This is a genomic window from Streptomyces sp. CA-210063, assembly GCF_024612015.1.
Taxonomy (GTDB): Bacteria; Actinomycetota; Actinomycetes; order Streptomycetales; family Streptomycetaceae; genus Streptomyces.
In genome coordinates, this window is the sequence record NZ_CP102512.1 from 2,956,576 (window position 1) to 2,973,570 (window position 16,995).

Sequence of the window (16,995 nt, forward strand, 5' to 3'; positions counted from 1 at the left end):
CGCCTGAGCCGTCCCATGGAAGCCCTTGACGCTTTTCAACAGGCACTTGCCGCGCGAGATCTCGGACGAACTGGCGTGGTTCAAGTCGAGCTACAGCAGCAACGAAGGCGGCAACTGCGTCGAGGTCGCCACCACCCCCTCCACCGTCCACATCCGCGACTCCAAGATCCCCACGGGCAACGTCCTCACCGTCTCCCCCAGCACCTGGAGCGTCTTCCTTGAGCGCGTCACCGGCTGAGTGGATGACCGTCGCTTGACCGCGTGACCGGGGCGGGTGTGGCTGAATCGCACCCCTTGTGTGAAGGGTTGCGGCGTTCCCATAATCCTGCAACAGAAATTGACCTGACCATGCCAGCGGGCAGGCATTTCTTTATTGCATCGTTTGGCATGCGCGCGTCAAATCTGTGTTTCGGCTGCACGAGTCCTCATGTCGACCCCCCACGGAAGGCACCACGTTGAAGAGACTCATCACCGCCCTGAAGAGATGCGCTGCGATCGGCGCCGCCGCTCTCGCGATCGCCAGCCTTCAGCCCGTGTCGGCCGCGCAGGCCGCTCCGGCTCCCGTCGTCGGTGGTACCCGCGCCGCGCAGGGCGAGTTCCCGTTCATGGTCCGGTTGTCGATGGGCTGTGGCGGCGCGCTGTACACGCAGCAGATCGTGCTGACGGCCGCGCACTGTGTCGGCGCGACCGGCAACAACACCAGCTACACGGCCACGGCCGGTGTCGTGGACCTCCAGAACACCAGCGGCCGGGTCCAGGTCCGCTCGACCAAGGTGTACCGGGCCCCCGGCTACAACGGCGACGGCAAGGACTGGGCGCTCATCAAGCTGGCCACGCCCATCAACCTCCCGACGCTGAAGATCGCCACGACCACGGCGTACAACACCGGCACCTTCACGGTCGCCGGCTGGGGCGCGGCCACCGAGGGCGGCTCGCAGCAGCGGTACATGCTCAAGGCCACCGTGCCGTTCGTGAGCGACGCGACCTGCCGTTCGTACAGCGGCTACAGCGGGCTCATCGCGGGCGAGGAGATCTGCGCCGGGCTCGCGGCGGGTGGCGTCGACACCTGCCAGGGCGACTCCGGCGGTCCGATGTTCCGCCGGGACAACGCCAACGAGTGGGTCCAGGTCGGCATCGTCAGCTGGGGCATAGGCTGCGCCCGGCCCAACGCCCCCGGTGTCTACACCGAGGTGTCCACCTTCGCGTCCCAGATCGCGGCGGCCGCGGCCACTCTCTGACCAGCACGCCCGCATCACTTCGTACGACGTCCACGGGCCCGGCGCCGCCCAGCGCCGGGCCCGTGCGCATACCCGCGTCCACGCCGTTCTCAGAAGCCGCCGAAGTCCCCGCCGCCCCCGAAGTCGCCTCCGCCGCCGTAGTCGCCGCCTCCGAAGCCGCCGCTGAAGTCGTCCGTGTTGAAGTCGGCGCCGGAGACGTCGCCGCCCTCGTAGCCGGAGGCCGCGCCGAAGTCGCCGTAGCCGGAGCCGTACATGGCCGCGTAGGAGGGGGTGGCCATCATGCTGCCGAGCATGGTGCCGACGAGGAGGCCGGGGAGGAGGCCGCCGCCGTAGTAGCCGCCTGCCCAGGGGCCGTAGGCCGGGCCGGCGTCCCAGTAGGGGCGACGCCCACCGGACGCTGTCTCCACCTCGCGGATCATGGGGTCCTGGCCGTCGGCGAGGCGGGCCTGGTCCGCCGCGCAGACCGGGACCTCTCGTGCGGCGCCGGCGCCCGGGGTCCAGGGGACGTCCGTGACGGAGGGGCCGTGGCGGGGGTCGAAGAAGCAGGGGGCGCGGCGTTCGGGGAGCGGGCGGCGCTCCCTGCGGGCGGCGAGCTGGGTGAGGGAGAAGCGGCCGTCCTCCAGGGTCTGGGTGACCGCGCGGACCTCCTCGGGGCGGGTGGCCGCCACCATGAGGGACTTGGCCTTCTCGTAGGCGTCCAGGGCCCGCTCGTAGTCGGCGCGCATGGCGTCGTCCGCGCCCGCCTCCGCGGGGTGGAAGTCCAGGCGGTCCAGTTCCTCGCCGAACGCGGTGATGTCCTCGTCCACCACCACCGCGAGCCTGGCCAGCGCCTCGCGGCGTTCCTCCTCCTTCTTGCGCCGGCTGCGGCGGACCATCGTGTACGCGCCCACGCCGCCCGCCACGACGACCGCGCCCGCCGCCGCCAGGGCACCCGCGTCCACGCCCTCGTCGTCGCCGCCGCCGCTCCAGCTCGACGGGGCCGTGCCGCCGGGGTTGCTGCGCAGGGCGTCGTCCACGAAGTCGTTGAGCTGGGCCTTCGGGTCGCCGGCGCCCTGGGCCGCCGAGACCAGGTTCGCCACGGCCTGGTTGCTCAGAACACTGCTGTCGGCCTGGGCGTCGAAGCGGTCACCGAGGCGGATGGCGTAGAGGCCGGTCACACCCGTCTCGGTGCGGAGGTTGCGGAAGAGGTTCTCGGTCGGCTGGTCGGCCGGGAGGACCGCGACGAAGATCGGCTCGTCCGCGTCCTCGATCTTGTCGGCGAGCGCCTCGGCGTCCGACGAGGGGAGCAGGTCGGAGGCGGCCGGGTCGACGTAGACGGGGCTCTCGCGCAGGGCCGCGGCCACCGTCGACAGGTCGGTGGCCGCGTGGGCGCTCGACGCACCGACGGACAGCACCGCCAGAGCCGCCAGTACCATCGCGGCGAGCGGCACTGTCAGGAGGCTCAGCAGACGTCGAAGCGGTGCGCCCTTCATACCTTCGAAGCTACCTCTATCGACACGAAAACGGACGATTCGGACGGCGGGGAACCGAAAAACCGGGGATTCGGCTCCCCACCGACGCTGACCGGACGGCCGTCACGCCGCCCGGTACGCCTCCCCGAGCTTCGCCAGTGCCCGCGTGTAGCGGCCCGTGAGCAGCAGGTGGTCGGCCTCCGCGAAGGGCTTCGCGACCGCCTCCGTCATACGGACGTCCTGGCCGACCTTCCACTGCACCAGCTGCCGCGCCTTGAGCACCGCGGCGTGCGCGCCCCGCTCCGGTGCCGCGCCCTTCGTCGTCAGGCCCCAGCCGTACGGGAACTGCGGGTCGTACGACGCGTCGCCGACGTTGATCGGCAGCTGTGCCTCCGACCTCGGCCAGGTGACCGGGAGCCGGCCGGTGAAGGGCCGCTTGCCGTAGAGGACGTCCGCGACGCCGTCGCCCTCGGAGCCGGGGAGCCAGGAGGCGACGAGCGCGTCCATGTCGCCGAGCCGGTCGCCGATGAGCTGGGGGCGCCCGGAGACGATCAGCACCGCGCACTTCATGGCGCCGCAGACCTTGTCCACGGCGGCCCTGTCGGCGGCGCTCAGCTCCAGGTCGTGGCCGTTGCCCACGTCGCCGAAGCCCTCGGCGTACGGGGTCTCGCCGACGACGACCACGCCCACGTCGTGCCCGGAGGTGGGGGCGGAGGCGTCCTGGGAGTACGTGACGCGGTTCCCGCCGACCTTTCGGATGCCCTCCAGGACGGTCGTGCCCTCGGTGATGTCACCGGACGAGCCCTGCCAGGTGATCGTCCAGCCGCCGGACTGGTTGCCGATGTCGTCGGCGTTCGAACCGGCCACGTACACCTTCTGGGACTTCCTCAGCGGCAGGACCCCGCCCTTGTTCTTCAGCAGCACCTGCGACTTCGCCACCGCCTCGCGGGCCGCCGCGCGGTGCTTCGCCGAGCCGATGCCGGGGATGCCGGCGGTGTCGGCGTACGGCTTCTCGAAGAGGCCCAGCTTGAACTTCTGGGTGAGGATGCGGGAGACGGCGTCGTCCACACGCCGCTCGCTGACGCGGCCCGCCTTCACCTCGGCGACGAGGGTCCGGTGGAAGTCGCCGTACGCGTACGGGACCATGATCATGTCGAGGCCGGCGTTGACGGACGTACGGACGTCGGAGGCGTAGTCGCCGGGGATCTGGTCGATGGCCTGCCAGTCGCTGACGACGAAGCCGTCGAAGCCCATACGGTCCTTGAGGACGCCGTTGATCATGTCGGCGCGGGCGTGCATCTTCACCGCGCCCTTGCCGTCGCCCAGGATGTCGAGGGACGAGAAGGACGGCATGACCGAGCCGACGCCCCGGTCCACGGCCTCCTGGTACGGCGAGAGGTGGACCGCCTCCAGTTCCTGGCGGGTGACCTCGGTGATGCCCTGGTCGATCGTGTACGTGCCGGTCGTGGACGAGCCGTACTCGGTGCCGCCGTCGCCGACGAAGTGCTTGGCGGTGGCGAGGACCTTGTCGCCGCGGTCCAGGTCCCGTCCGTCGCGGGCGCCCTGGAGGCCCTGGATGACCGTCTCCATGGACTTCACGAGCGCCGGGTCCTCGCCGAACGACTCGTACGCGCGGCCCCAGCGGTCGTCGCGCGTCACGCACAGGCAGGGGGCGAAGTCCCACGGGATGCCGGTGGCCCGGGTCTCGGCCGCCGTCAACTCGCCCATTTCGTGGGCGACTTCGGGGTCACGGGTGGCGCCCAGGCCGATGTTGTGCGGGGTGATCGTGGCGCCGGCGAGGTTGTTGTGACCGTGGACCGCGTCCACCCCGTAGATCAGCGGGATCTGCAACCGCGTGGACAGCGCGCGGAGCTGGAAGCCGTCGATCATCTCGGCCCAGGCCTCGGGTGTGTTCCGCGCGGGGGTCGAGCCGCCGCCGGAGAGGACCGAGCCGAGGCCGTACGCCGTGATGTCGTCGGGGGTGGCCAGGGCGCCGCGCTCGGCCTGGGTCATCTGGCCGGCCTTCTCCTCCGGGGTCATCCGGGAGAGGAGGTCCGCGACTCGCTTCCTCACCGGCAGTCCGGGGTTCAGATACGGCAGGCCGTGGGCGTCGATGACGACGGTCGGGGTGTCGGCGGGGGCCTCGGCGCCGGTGACGGTGAGTTCGACGGGGATCGTCTCCGCCGTCTCCGCGACGCCGTCGCGCAGGGTGCGTACGGCGATGGTGCGGGAGGTGCCGGAGGGGGTGCCCGCCGGGAAGGTCAGGGTGCCGTCGGTGGGGGTGTGGTCGGCGTCGGGGGTCGTCCGGTACGCCACGGTGACGGGTCTGTCGACCGTGCCGGTGACGGCGACGCGGACGTGGGCCGTGCCGCCCTCGGCCACGGGGTGTGCGGTGGCGTCCGTCGCCACCTTCGCGGGTGCGGCCGCCGTCGCCGTGGGGGCGAACGACAGCGGGATCAGGCCGGACAGCAGGGCGGCCGAGACGAGCATCGACGTTCTTCGGTTCCGCATCGGGTTCCCTCCACGTGAAACTCCAGGACCAGTCGCCGCGCTGAACTCCCGTTTCACTCTGGTGACTTGAGGGAGTCAACTGTCGACTTGGGTGAGCGTCAAGACGGCTGTACAACCGTTCGGGAGGGGCGCGGGTCACGTGGGGGGACAGAGGGTGGGGGGTGCGTTGTCGGGTGCGGGTGGGTGGGGGCTGGTCGCGCCCACGCGGCGGAGCCGCACATCGACACAGCCCCGCGCCCCTTGACGGCATGGGTCGCGCCCGGAGTTTTCAGGGGCGCGGGGAACTGCGCGAGCAACCACGCCAAAGCCGCAGCCGCCGACGCTCCCCGCCGCCCGATCTCTCCCGCGCCCCCCGAGAACTACTCCGCCGGCTCCACACCCGCCCGCAGCAGCCCATACGTGTACGCGTCCTCCAGCGCCTGCCACGACGCGGCGATCACATTGTCGGCGACACCGACCGTGGACCACTCCCCCGTACCGTCGGACGTGGAGATCAGCACACGGGTCGTGGAATTCGTGCCGTGCTTGCCCTCCAGGATCCGGACCTTGTAGTCGACCAGCTCCAGCTTGGCGAGCTGGGGGTAGATCTTCTCCAGGGCGACGCGCAGGGCGCGGTCGAGCGCGTTGACCGGGCCGTTGCCCTCGGCCGTGGCGACGATGCGCTCGCTCTTGGCCCACAGCTTGACGGTGGCCTCGTTGGCGTGACTGCCGTCGGGGCGGTCCTCGACGATGGCCCGCCAGGACTCCGTGCGGAAGTAGCGCTGGGGCGTGCCCGCGACCTCGTCGCGCAGCAGGATCTCGAAGCTCGCGTCGGCGGCCTCGTAGGTGTAGCCCCTGAGCTCGCGTTCCTTGACCCGCTCGACGACCCGGCCGACCAGTTCGCGGTCGTCGCCGAGATCGACGCCCAGTTCCTTGCCCTTGAGCTCGATGGAGGCGCGGCCCGCCATGTCGGAGACCAGCATCCGCATGGTGTTGCCGACCTGCTCGGGGTCGATGTGCTGGTACAGGTCCGGGTCGACCTTGATCGCGGAGGCGTGCAGGCCGGCCTTGTGCGCGAAGGCGGAGACACCGACGTACGGCTGGTGCGTGGAGGGCGTGAGGTTGACGACCTCGGCGATCGCGTGCGAGATCCTCGTCATTTCCCTCAGCGCGCCCTCGGGGAGGACCTTCTTGCCGTACTTCAGCTCCAGGGCGGCGACGACCGGGAAGAGGTTGGAGTTGCCGACGCGCTCGCCGTATCCGTTGGCGGTGCACTGGACGTGGGTCGCGCCGGCGTCGACGGCGGCCAGGGTGTTGGCGACCGCGCAGCCGGTGTCGTCCTGGGCGTGGATGCCGAGGCGGGCGCCGGTGTCGGCGAGGACGGTGGCGACGACGGCCTGGACCTGGGCGGGGAGCATGCCGCCGTTGGTGTCGCAGAGGATCACGACGTCGGCGCCGGCCTCGGCGGCGGCACGGACGACGGCCTTGGCGTACTCGGGGTTGGCGCGGTAGCCGTCGAAGAAGTGCTCGCAGTCGACGAAGACCCGGCGGCCCTGTGCGCGGAGGTGGGAGACGGTGTCGCGGACCATCTCCAGGTTCTCGTCGAGGGTGGTGCGCAGCGCCAGTTCCACATGGCGGTCGTGGGACTTGGCGACGAGGGTGATGACCGGGGCGCCCGAGTCGAGGAGGGCCTTGACCTGCGGGTCCTCGCTCGCCTTGCCGCCCGCGCGGCGGGTGGCGCCGAAGGCGACCAGCTGGGCGTGCTTGAAGTCGATCTCTTTTCGCGCGCGGGCGAAGAACTCGGTGTCCCTCGGGTTGGCGCCGGGCCAGCCGCCCTCGATGAAGCCGACGCCGAAGTCGTCCAGGTGCCGTGCGATGGCCAGCTTGTCCGCGACCGTGAGGTTGATGCCCTCACGCTGGGCGCCGTCGCGCAGGGTGGTGTCGAAGACGTGGAACGAGTCGTCGAGCTCGCTGGTTTCCGTCATGGTCTCAAGGCTCCTGTGTTGGATCTCGGTCTGTACCGGAATGACCGGCTCCACCGTCCTCCAATGATCCCTCGCGCTGCGCTCCCGGCTGTAGGTGGGCCAGAAATGCGAAAAACCCCTCGCGGGTGCGAGAGGTCTGCGCGCGGGTCGAGAACGACGGTGTCCGCCCGTACCTGGTCGTACGTGGCGGTCACTGCGGACCGGCGCGCCTGCTGCCAATAATCATGGCGAACGAGAGCACGGGGGCAGTCTGGCACAGACCGTCCCCGTGCTCACCGTCCGTCTCAGGATGCGAACAGCGCGCTGATCACCCCACGGTCACCGTAGGTGTCGTACGAAAGCGTCCGATCGACGGGGCGCTGCCGCCCGCGACCCGCTCCAGCTTCCCGGTGCGCAGGTCACGGACGAAGATCCCGCCCGGATCGCCCGGCACCAGGTCGGTGGCGTCCGAGGAGAAGGCCGCGTACCGGCCGTCGCGGCTGATCACCACGTCCCCGGAGGCACCGTTGCCCGCCTTCCCCTCGGGCGTGACGCTGATCGGTTCGGTGCGCGGGGCGGCGGGTGCGGCGTTCGCCGAGAGCCCGGTCAGGGCCACCGTGGCGGCGACCACGGCGGCGGTGAGTGCGGTGCGTGTGGTGACGTACAAGTCCGTTCCCCCTGTAGTGCTGTCTGTCGGTCCGGTCAGTGACCGCGGTGGAGGAACACGTCCGCGACCCCGTTGGTGTCGTCCGGGACCAGGTCGTCAGCCGTGGAGGTGAACACCACGGCGCGGCCGTGACGGGCGACCGCGCCCGGGAGCGCGGTACCGGCCGTGGTCACGGGCCGGTGCGCGCCGGTGCGCAGGTCGAGGAGGGTCAGTGCGCCGTCCTGGCTCAGCAGGGCGTGCCGGCCGGTGGCGTCTCCGGCGACCGCCGTGCTGCCCTCGGGCCCGACCGGCTCGGCGCGCCCGGTGCGCAGGTCGTGGACGTACGGCTGAGGCGTGCCCGGGGTGGGTGACGTGGCCGGGGTCGTGGTGAAGAGGACGCGGCGGCCGTCGTCGGTCAGCTGGGCGAGGACGGACCGGGCCTCGGGGTCGGTGTCCACGCGGTGGGTGGTGCCCGTCCGCCGGTCCTTGACGTGGACGCGGCCGAGGGCGCCCGAGGCCGATCCGGTGAGCACGATGACGTCGTAGGCGACGGCATTGCCGTCGGCGCTCAGCCGGACGTTGTCGATCATGCCCTCGGGCGGCAGCGCCGTGATCTGCTCGTCGGTGCCGGTGGCCAGGTCGCGGACGTACAGGACGCGGGAGTCCTGGTTGCCGTTGCGGTTGCCGATCACATACGCGACATGGCGGCCGTCGGCGCTGATCGCGCGCACGGTGCCCAGTTCGTAGCGTGCGTCGTCCGGCACCTGCGCGGGCCACAGTTGCTGTGTCTCGCCGGTGACGCGGTCGTACACGTACGGGTGCGGGAAGCGGTTGCCGTTGTTGTAGGCGATCCGGCGGCCGTCGCCGCTGATCACCGCGGACCCGGTGTACTGCATGTCCTCCGGCACCTGGCTCAGTGCGCCGGTGCGGAGGTTCTTGACGTAGACGCGGCGGTTGTCGCCGCCGGCGGGATCGGCCGAGGTGAAGACCGCGTACCGGCCGTCGGCGCTGATCCCGGCGCCGGTGGAGGCGGCGGGCAGTTGGCTGCCGTCGGCGGCGGTGCTGACGCGTTCGACACGGGATGCGTGTGGAGCGTTCGGTGCGTGCGGCGATGCCGCGGTGGCGCTCGGGACGGCGGCTGCGGTGAGCGCGAGCAGCAGCGCCGGACCTAAGGAGCCTATCGAGGCAGAGCCCCAGGAGACTCCGAGGTGCTTGGACACATGCGCGGCTCTGGACACGGTTCCCCCCGAAACCTTGTCGTCCCCCGGCCCTTCGCCGAGGGCTCATCGGGATACAAGCGCACCAAGCACCCCGGGTCAATGCGCTCGTTTACGTACAACCCGGGCGGCTTCTCGGGTGTCCGCGAGCGTAGAAGAGGGGTTTTCGCCCCCGCCGCCCCTACCCGTCCCATCCCCAGGGGCTGCCGCCCCTTCGACCCCGCCACCCGGGGCTGCCGCCCCGGACCCCGCCTTCTTCAGCGCCGTAGGGGAATTGGGGAGGCTTTCGGCTGCGCGTTCGTCGTGGCTTGTCGCGCGGTTCCCCGCGCCCCTTGCGGGGCGCGGGGGCGACGGTGGGCTTCAGGCCAGCTCGTGCATCCAGCCGTGCTTGTCCTCCAGCGTGCCGCGCTGGATGTTCAGCAGGGCCTCGCGGAGCTTGAGGGTGACGGGGCCGGGCTCGCCGCCGGACTGCTGCCAGGCGGCGCCGGTGCGCTTGACCGTGCCGACGGGGGTGATGACGGCGGCGGTGCCACAGGCGAAGACCTCGGTGAGGGCGCCGCTCTCGGAGTCGGCCTGCCACTGGTCGATGGAGATTCGGCCCTCCTCGGCGGTGTAGCCGAGGTCGGCGGCGACCGTCAGCAGGGAGTCGCGGGTGACGCCCTCCAGGATCGAGCCGGTGAGGGTGGGGGTGACGATGCGGTCGCCGTACACGAAGTACAGGTTCATGCCGCCGAGTTCCTCGACCCACCTGCGCTCGACCGCGTCGAGGTAGCAGACCTGGGCGCAGCCCTCGGCCGCCGCCTCGGCCTGGGCGAGCAGGGACGCCGCGTAGTTGCCGCCGGTCTTGGCGTCGCCCATGCCGCCGGGGACGGCACGGACGTGCTCCTCGGAGACCCAGATGGAGACGGGCTTCACGCCGCCGGGGAAGTAGGCGCCGGCCGGGGAGGCGATGACCAGGAAGAGGTACTCGTTGGCCGGCTTGACGCCCAGGCCGACCTCGGTGGCGATCATGAACGGGCGCAGGTAGAGGGACTCCTCGCCGCCGTGCGCGGGCACCCACGCCCTGTCCTGCTGGACCAGGACGTCGCACGCCTCGATGAAGGTCTCCACCGGCAGCTCGGGCATGGCCAGACGCCTGGCGGACCGCTGGAAACGCTTGGCGTTCATCTCCGGGCGGAAGGTGGCGACGGAACCGTCGGGCCGCCGGTACGCCTTCAGCCCCTCGAAGATCTCCTGCGCGTAGTGCAGGGTCATGTTCGCGGGGTCGAGGGAGAGCGGGCCGTACGGCACGAGCTGACCGTCGTGCCAGCCGCGGCCCTCGGTCCACTTGATCGTCACCATATGGTCGGTGAAGTGGCGGCCGAAGCCGGGGTTGGCCAGGACCGCCTCGCGCTCCGCGTCGGAGAGCGGGTGGGCGGACGGCTTCAGCTCGATCGTGGGCGTCGTCATGAGTGGTTGTCCTTCACCGGTTGTGTGTGACGGGCCGCGCTCACATCCGTACGGCCAGTGGCCAGTGTTGGGACGTCCGAGCATTCCCTCAATCCCGCGGCACCTCGTTCGATTATCGCCCGCGGTGGGGCGTGGCCGAAACGTGGATGACCGTGGACGAAAACGGAGGTGATGTGCGACCCAGGGGATGATGGTGACACCCGGCGGGGACATGCGGAAGCCGCCGGGTGCTGATGCCCCCGGCGGCTTCGAAAGGTTTCGAGTGGCGGCGGGGTCAGCCGGCTACTCGTACGGCGAGGGCGTCGCCGATCTCGTCCGTCGTACGGGCGGGCTTGCCGACGCGCTCCGCGAGGTCGGCGGAGACGGCCTCCTCGATCGCTGCGGCCTCGGCCTCGAAGCCGCGGTGGCGCAGGAGCAGGGCGACGGACAGGACCGTGGCGGAGGGGTCCGCCTTGCCCTGGCCGGCGATGTCCGGGGCCGAGCCGTGCACGGGCTCGAACATCGAGGGGAACTCGCCGGACGGGTTGATGTTCCCGCTGGCGGCGACGCCGATGCCGCCGGAGACGGCCGCGGCGAGGTCGGTGATGATGTCGCCGAAGAGGTTGTCGGTGACGATCACGTCGAAGCGGGCCGGGTCGGTGACGAGGTAGATCGTCGCCGCGTCGACATGGATGTAGTCGGTGGTGACGTCGGGGAACTCCTCGGCCACCTGGTTGAAGATGTTCGTCCACAGGTGACCGGCGAAGGCCAGCACGTTGTTCTTGTGGACGAGGGTGAGCTTCTTGCGCGGGCGGGCCTGGGCGCGGGCGAACGCGTCACGGACCACGCGCTCGACACCGAAGGCCGTGTTCACGGAGACCTCGGTGGCGACCTCGTGCGGGGTGCCCTTGCGGATCGTGCCGCCGTTGCCCGTGTACGGGCCCTCGGTGCCCTCGCGGACCACGATGAAGTCGATCTCGGGCTGGCCCTTGAGGGGGGTCTCGACGCCCGGCAGCAGCTTGCTCGGCCTCAGGTTGACGTGGTGGTCGAAGAGGAAGCGGAGCTTCAGCAGGAAGCCGCGCTCCAGGACCCCGGAGGGGACGCTCGGGTCGCCGATCGCGCCGAGCAGGATCGCGTCGTGCTGCTTGAGCGCGGCCACGTCGGCGTCGGTGAGGGTCTCACCGGTGGCGTGATAGCGCTTCGCGCCGAAGTCGTACTCCTTGGTCTCCAGCTTCACATCCTGCGGAAGGACGGCGGAGAGGACCTTGAGCCCCTGGGCCACGACTTCCTGACCGATGCCGTCACCGGGGATCACTGCGAGATTGAGGCTGCGAGACATGACGGCACCGTACTCCTTGTCCCACGGGATGACATGGGGTGTCCGCGATACGGACGCGGCAATCGGGTGACAGCGCCCACACGTCGCCATGCGTTCACCCGTATGTAGGGCGGGTGTTGGCATTCGCTGGGAAGTTCAACAGCATGACTGTGCCTTCCAGGGGGACACCCCCCGGCCCCCCCGTACCCGACTTCGGCATTCCGCCGCAGCTCGCACGCCGGATGAGCATGGCCGAGCAGCACGAGTACCTGCGGACGAAGCTGACGCGGCGCCGCACGCTGATCACAGCGGGCTCGGTCGCGGCGGGCGGGCTGCTGACCGGTTGCGGCGGCTCCGGCTCGCCGGGCTCTCCGGGCGCGACGGCTTCGAAGTCCTCGATCCCGTCACCGGCCACCTCCAAGGCGCCCGGCTCGGTCGTCACCCCCTTCGGCCGTCATCTCGCCCTGGGCGCCGACCCCAAGACGCAGATGCGCGTCTCCTGGCAGGTGCCGCTCGCGGTGAAGAAGCCGTACCTGCGGGTGGGCCTGAAGCCCGAGGAGCTGAGCCGGAAGGTCGAGGCGGAGGTCCGCGACCTGCACACGCCGGGCATCGACGGCGTGCGCCTGGAGCTGGAGCAGTACTACCTGCACGCGGCGCTGGACGGTCTGCGCCCCGGCACGACGTACTACTACGGCGTCGGCCACGAGGGCTTCGACCCGACCTCCCCGGCCCACCGCTCGACGATCGGCACGTTCCGTACGGCACCCGCCGCCCCCGAGAAGTTCGTCTTCACGGCGTTCGGCGACCAGGGCGTCGGCAAGGCCGCGGCCGCCAACGACGATGTCATCCTCCGGCAGAAGCCCGCCTTCCATCTCCACGCGGGCGACATCTGCTACGCGAACGGCAATGGCAAGGGCGTGGAGTCGGACGGCTACGACCCCGGGTTCTGGGACCTGTTCCTCAAGCAGAACGAGCAGGTCGCGGCGACCGTGCCCTGGATGGTGACGACCGGCAACCACGACATGGAGGCCTGGTACTCGCCGGACGGCTACGGCGGCCAGCTCGCCCGCTGGTCGCTCCCGGACAGCGGCTTCGACGCGCGCTCCGCGCCGGGGGTGTACTCCTTCACGTACGGCAACGTCGGAGTCGTGGCGCTGGACGCGAACGACGTCTCGTACGAGATCCCCGCCAACTTCGGCTGCACGGACGGCCGGCAGACCAAGTGGCTGGACAAGAAGTTGGGCGAGCTGCGGGCCGCGAAGGACGTCGACTTCATCGTCGTCTTCTTCCACCACTGCGCCTACTCGACGTCCTCGCACGCCTCCGACGGCGGTGTACGCGACAGGTGGGTACCCCTGTTCGCGAAGCACGAGGTGGACCTGGTCGTCAACGGCCACAACCACGTCTACGAGCGCACGGACGCCATCAAGAACGGCGAGGTCGGCAGGGCCGTACCGATCGGCGCGTCGACCGACCCGACCCGGGACGGAATCGTGTATGTCACGGCGGGCGGCGGCGGCCGTGATCTGTACGGTTTCCCGTCCGGCGTGAAGGAGAGCTACGAGGGGCACGTCACGCGCCACGACGCCGTCGACACCTTCGAGTGGACCAGGTCACGCAGCTCCAAGGAGGAGACGGTGGAGTGGTCACGGGTGCGCTACCGGGGCTTCTCCCTGCTCTCGGTGGAGGCGGAGAGCGGTTCCAGGCCGGCCCTGAAGGTCTCGGCGCTCGCCCAGAACGGGGAGCGCGTCGACCATTTCGAGGTACGGCGCGGCGCGTGAGTCGTCCACCCGCGGCCGCACCGCACCCCGTGGGGGTCCCCCCGCTCGAGCGAAGCCGAGAGTGGGGGAGGGTACGGCTCCCGGTTGACGGGGGTGCCGGGCGCCCGCCTGTGCGGGCCGTTCGGCACCCGGGTGTGCGGGCCGCTCAGTGCCCGGTCGAACCGCCGTTGTCCCTGCGGTCGAGGGCGCGCTGGAGGGCGGCGGCGGCGTTCTTGCGGTCGGACTCGCTCGTCCGGGAAATGTGACGGACTCGGCGGCGGACGGTCGTCTCGGCCATGGGGAATCGACTCCTTCGAGGCAATCCGGAGTACGGAAACGGGCGGTGTACGAGACGCCGGAAGGGGCGGGGAGCGGGGCCGCAGGGGTTGCCTGCCTCGGGCTCCGGCTCACGACCGCCATTCGCTTGATCGAGCGAGACGTTCGGCTCCTACAAAGCTAAGCGAGGGCCGCGCATCTGTCTCTACAATTAGTCGGACTTCCTACTATCTGAGACGGTGGATTGGGTCACACTCCACTGACCTGCGGTTTCGCGGAACACAGCGCGCCCGGCCCCTCACGACGGAGGTGCCGGGCGCGCTGTCGGTCCCTGGTGTCAGCCCATGTGCGGGTACGGGTAGTCCGTCGGCGGGACCAGCGTCTCCTTGATGGCGCGGGTCAGGGTCCAGCGCATCAGGTTCTGCGGGGCACCGGCCTTGTCGTTGGTGCCGGAGGCGCGGCCGCCGCCGAAGGGCTGCTGGCCGACGACGGCGCCGGTGGACTTGTCGTTGATGTAGAAGTTGCCGGCCGCGTAGCGGAGCTTGTCCATCGTGTACGCCGCCGCCGCGCGGTCGCCCGCGATCACCGAACCCGTGAGCGCGTAGTCGGACACCGACTCCATCTGGGTCAGCATCTCCTCGTACCGGTCGTCCTCGTAGACGTGCACCGCGAGGAACGGGCCGAAGTACTCGGTGGTGAACACCTCGTTCGTCGGGTCGGTGCACTCGACGACGGTCGGGCGGACGAAGTAGCCGACGGAGTCGTCGTAGGAGCCGCCCGCGACGATCGTGCAGGTGGGGTCGGACTTGGCGCGGTCGATGGCGGCCTTGTTCTTGGCGAAGGAACGCTCGTCGATGACGGCACCGATGAAGTGGGAGAGGTCGGTGACGTCACCCATGGTCAGGTGGTCGACCTCGGCCGCGAACTCCTCCTTGAAGCCGGAGTTCCAGATCGACGCCGGGATGTAGGCCCGGGAGGTCGCGCTGCACTTCTGGCCCTGGTACTCGAAGGCGCCACGGGTGAGCGCCGTCTTCAGCACGGCACGGTCGGCGCTCGGGTGGGCGACCACGAAGTCCTTGCCGCCGGTCTCGCCGACGAGCCGCGGGTAGGAGCGGTACTTCTCGATGTTGGCGCCGACCGTCTTCCACAGGTACTGGAAGGTCTTGGTCGAGCCGGTGAAGTGGATGCCGGCGAGGTCGCGGTGCTCCAACGCCACGTTCGACACCTCGATGCCGTCGCCGGTGACGAGGTTGATGACGCCCTTGGGCAGGCCGGCCTCCTCCAGCAACCGCATGAGGAGCACGGCCGCGTGGGTCTGCGTCGGGCTCGGCTTCCACACCACCACGTTGCCCATGAGTGCGGGCGCGGTCGGCAGATTGCCCGCGATCGCCGTGAAGTTGAACGGCGTGATCGCGTAGACGAAGCCTTCCAGCGGGCGGTGGTCGAGGCGGTTCCAGACGCCCGGGGAGTTGGCCGGGGGCTGCTCGGCGAGCAGGTCGCGGGCGTACTTGACGTTGAACCGCCAGAAGTCGACCAGTTCGCAGGGACAGTCGATCTCGGCCTGCTGGGCGGTCTTCGACTGGCCGAGCATCGTGGAGGCGGCCAGCGTCTCGCGCCAGGGGCCGGCGAGCAGTTCGGCGGCGCGCAGGATGATCGCGGCGCGGTCGTCGAAGGACATCGCGCGCCAGGCGGGCGCGGCGGCGAGGGCCGCGTCGATGGCGTCCTGGGCGTCCTGCCGGGTGGCGTTGCCGTACGTGCCGAGGCGGGCCTTGTGGTTGTGCGGCTGCACCACGTCGAAGCGGTCGCCGCCGCCCATCCGCTTCTCGCCGCCGATCGTCATCGGCAGATCGACGGGGTTCTCGGCCAGCTCCTTCAGCTTGACCTCCAGCCGGGCGCGCTCGGGCGAGCCGGGGGCGTAGCCGTGCACCGGCTCGTTGACGGGGGTGGGGACCTGGGTCACAGCGTCCATGAGCTACCTCTTCCGAGTGAATCCCTGGCTTCAGTCCGGTGGCACCGAAGCCATGTGCGTATGTTGGGCGGCGGTCAGGGCTTGACCGTCACGCGCCCGCTGCGGCGAGCGAGTGAGAAGCCCCTACGGGGGCGGAGTCACGGTTTCCGTAACTCCTTCCGGAAATCGGGTCGGCTCAGCCGACCGATGGGCGGTAGCTGCCGTAACCCAGGATGCACCCGGGTTCCGACAGCTACCGCTCACCCTTTGCTGACCATCGAGCGGACGAAGAAGCGCAGGTTCGCCGGCTTCTCCGCCAGGCGGCGCATGAAGTAGCCGTACCAGTCGGTGCCGTACGCGGTGTAGACGCGCATCCGGTGTCCCTCGGCGGCGAGCCGGAGATGTTCCTCGGTGCGGATGCCGTACAGCATCTGGAACTCGTACTCGTCGAGCTTGCGCCCGGCCCGGCGGGCGAGTTCCTGGGTGACGGAGATGAGGCGCGGGTCGTGGGACCCGATCATCGGGTACCCCTCTCCGGCCATGAGGATCTTCAGAACGCGGACGTACGCCTTGTCGACCTCGGTCTTCTGCTGGAAGGCGATGTCGGCGGGCTCCTTGTAGGCGCCCTTGACCAGCCGTACGCGGCTACCGTTCGCGGCGAGGCGGCGGGCGTCGGCCTCGGTGCGGAAGAGGTAGGCCTGGATGACGCAGCCGGTCTGCGGGAAGTCCCGCCGCAGCTCGTCGTGGATGGCGAACATCGAGTCGAGGGTGGTGTGGTCCTCCGCGTCGAGCGTGACCGTCGTACCGATCGCGGCGGCGGCCTCGACGACCGGGCGGACGCCTGCGAGGGCCAGCTCATGACCGCCGGGGAGCGCCTGTCCGAAGAGGGAGAGCTTGACGGACATCTCGGCGCGCTCGCCGAGTTCCAGTTCCTTCAGCCGGTCGATCAGCTCCAGGTAGGCGTCGCGGGCGGCGGCGGCCTGCTCGGGGCGGGTGATGTCCTCGCCGACGACGTCCAACGTCACTTCGAGGCCCCGGTCGGTGAGGTCCCGGACGACCGGCACGATGTCGTCGACCCGTTCACCGGGGATGAAGCGGTCGACGACCTGCTTGGTCACGGGCGCCGCCGAGATCAGGCGTCGCATCCGGTCGCTGCGCGACGCGGCGAGAATCACGGGACCCAGCACGGGGCACCTCCACAGACCAGCAGACAGAACCACCGTGAAACCTAAGGATCCCTCGGTTCGTCGGCCATCGAC

At 70.3% G+C, this 16,995-nt stretch carries 13 protein-coding genes; 3 read left to right on the forward strand and 10 right to left on the reverse strand.

The window, feature by feature from the left end; all coding sequences use genetic code 11:
- Positions 1–25 precede the first annotated feature (25 nt).
- Positions 26–238: a DUF397 domain-containing protein gene (locus JIX56_RS12620; RefSeq protein ID WP_257540219.1), complete on the forward strand. Its 213-nt coding sequence runs from the start codon at positions 26–28 to the stop codon at positions 236–238.
- A gap of 217 nt (positions 239–455) precedes the next feature.
- Entirely contained in the window at positions 456–1,238 is a 783-nt protein-coding gene (locus JIX56_RS12625) for a serine protease (protein ID WP_257540221.1), read from the forward strand.
- Positions 1,239–1,327: 89 nt separating this feature from the next.
- On the opposite strand, the gene JIX56_RS12630 is transcribed toward JIX56_RS12625, so the two are convergent.
- The 7 genes from JIX56_RS12630 to JIX56_RS12660 form a co-directional block, all read right to left on the reverse strand.
- Positions 1,328–2,710, reverse strand: coding sequence for a hypothetical protein (locus JIX56_RS12630; protein ID WP_257540223.1), 1,383 nt, complete (start codon positions 2,708–2,710; stop codon positions 1,328–1,330).
- 102 nt (positions 2,711–2,812) lie between these two features.
- Positions 2,813–5,200, reverse strand: a complete 2,388-nt coding sequence (locus JIX56_RS12635) for a glycoside hydrolase family 3 N-terminal domain-containing protein (protein ID WP_257540225.1) — start codon at positions 5,198–5,200, stop codon at positions 2,813–2,815.
- A 359-nt stretch (positions 5,201–5,559) separates the two neighbouring features.
- On the reverse strand, positions 5,560–7,164 hold the full coding sequence (gene cimA / locus JIX56_RS12640) for a citramalate synthase (RefSeq protein ID WP_257540227.1): 1,605 nt from the start codon (positions 7,162–7,164) through the stop codon (positions 5,560–5,562).
- Positions 7,165–7,471: 307 nt separating this feature from the next.
- A complete protein-coding gene (locus tag JIX56_RS12645; protein ID WP_257540229.1) occupies positions 7,472–7,810 on the reverse strand; it encodes a hypothetical protein in 339 nt (112 codons plus the stop codon).
- Positions 7,811–7,845: 35 nt separating this feature from the next.
- Positions 7,846–9,027, reverse strand: a complete 1,182-nt coding sequence (locus tag JIX56_RS12650) for a hypothetical protein (protein WP_257540231.1) — start codon at positions 9,025–9,027, stop codon at positions 7,846–7,848.
- A gap of 339 nt (positions 9,028–9,366) precedes the next feature.
- Positions 9,367–10,455 (reverse strand): branched-chain amino acid aminotransferase, encoded by a 1,089-nt coding sequence (locus JIX56_RS12655; protein ID WP_257540233.1) that lies wholly within the window; start codon positions 10,453–10,455, stop codon positions 9,367–9,369.
- Between the two features lie 274 nt (positions 10,456–10,729).
- Positions 10,730–11,773, reverse strand: a complete 1,044-nt coding sequence (locus tag JIX56_RS12660; RefSeq protein ID WP_257540235.1) for a 3-isopropylmalate dehydrogenase — start codon at positions 11,771–11,773, stop codon at positions 10,730–10,732.
- Positions 11,774–12,000: 227 nt separating this feature from the next.
- Here JIX56_RS12660 and JIX56_RS12665 point away from each other — a divergent pair, with 227 nt between their 5' ends.
- On the forward strand, positions 12,001–13,533 hold the full coding sequence (locus JIX56_RS12665) for a purple acid phosphatase family protein (RefSeq protein ID WP_257540236.1): 1,533 nt from the start codon (positions 12,001–12,003) through the stop codon (positions 13,531–13,533).
- Positions 13,534–13,678: 145 nt separating this feature from the next.
- On the opposite strand, the gene JIX56_RS12670 is transcribed toward JIX56_RS12665, so the two are convergent.
- The 3 genes from JIX56_RS12670 to JIX56_RS12680 all read right to left on the reverse strand — a co-directional run bounded on the left by JIX56_RS12670 (position 13,679) and on the right by JIX56_RS12680 (position 16,923).
- Entirely contained in the window at positions 13,679–13,810 is a 132-nt protein-coding gene (locus JIX56_RS12670) for a hypothetical protein (protein WP_257540238.1), read from the reverse strand.
- A 315-nt stretch (positions 13,811–14,125) separates the two neighbouring features.
- Positions 14,126–15,757: an L-glutamate gamma-semialdehyde dehydrogenase gene (gene pruA, locus JIX56_RS12675; RefSeq protein WP_257540240.1), complete on the reverse strand. Its 1,632-nt coding sequence runs from the start codon at positions 15,755–15,757 to the stop codon at positions 14,126–14,128.
- Between the two features lie 239 nt (positions 15,758–15,996).
- Complete coding sequence (locus tag JIX56_RS12680) at positions 15,997–16,923, reverse strand: proline dehydrogenase family protein (protein ID WP_257540242.1); 927 nt, start codon at positions 16,921–16,923, stop codon at positions 15,997–15,999.
- Between the last annotated feature and the right edge of the window lie 72 nt (positions 16,924–16,995).

Bases quoted from the DNA above. Each gene is read 5' to 3' on its own strand.
- JIX56_RS12630 (WP_257540223.1), bottom strand. From the start codon at position 2,710: ATGAAGGGCGCACCGCTTCGACGTCTGCTGAGCCTCCTGACAGTGCCG.
- JIX56_RS12635 (WP_257540225.1), bottom strand. From the start codon at position 5,200: ATGCGGAACCGAAGAACGTCGATGCTCGTCTCGGCCGCCCTGCTGTCC.
- cimA (WP_257540227.1), bottom strand. From the start codon at position 7,164: ATGACGGAAACCAGCGAGCTCGACGACTCGTTCCACGTCTTCGACACC.
- JIX56_RS12655 (WP_257540233.1), bottom strand. From the start codon at position 10,455: ATGACGACGCCCACGATCGAGCTGAAGCCGTCCGCCCACCCGCTCTCC.
- JIX56_RS12660 (WP_257540235.1), bottom strand. From the start codon at position 11,773: ATGTCTCGCAGCCTCAATCTCGCAGTGATCCCCGGTGACGGCATCGGT.
- JIX56_RS12665 (WP_257540236.1), top strand. From the start codon at position 12,001: ATGGCCGAGCAGCACGAGTACCTGCGGACGAAGCTGACGCGGCGCCGC.
- JIX56_RS12670 (WP_257540238.1), bottom strand. From the start codon at position 13,810: ATGGCCGAGACGACCGTCCGCCGCCGAGTCCGTCACATTTCCCGGACG.
- pruA (WP_257540240.1), bottom strand. From the start codon at position 15,757: ATGGACGCTGTGACCCAGGTCCCCACCCCCGTCAACGAGCCGGTGCAC.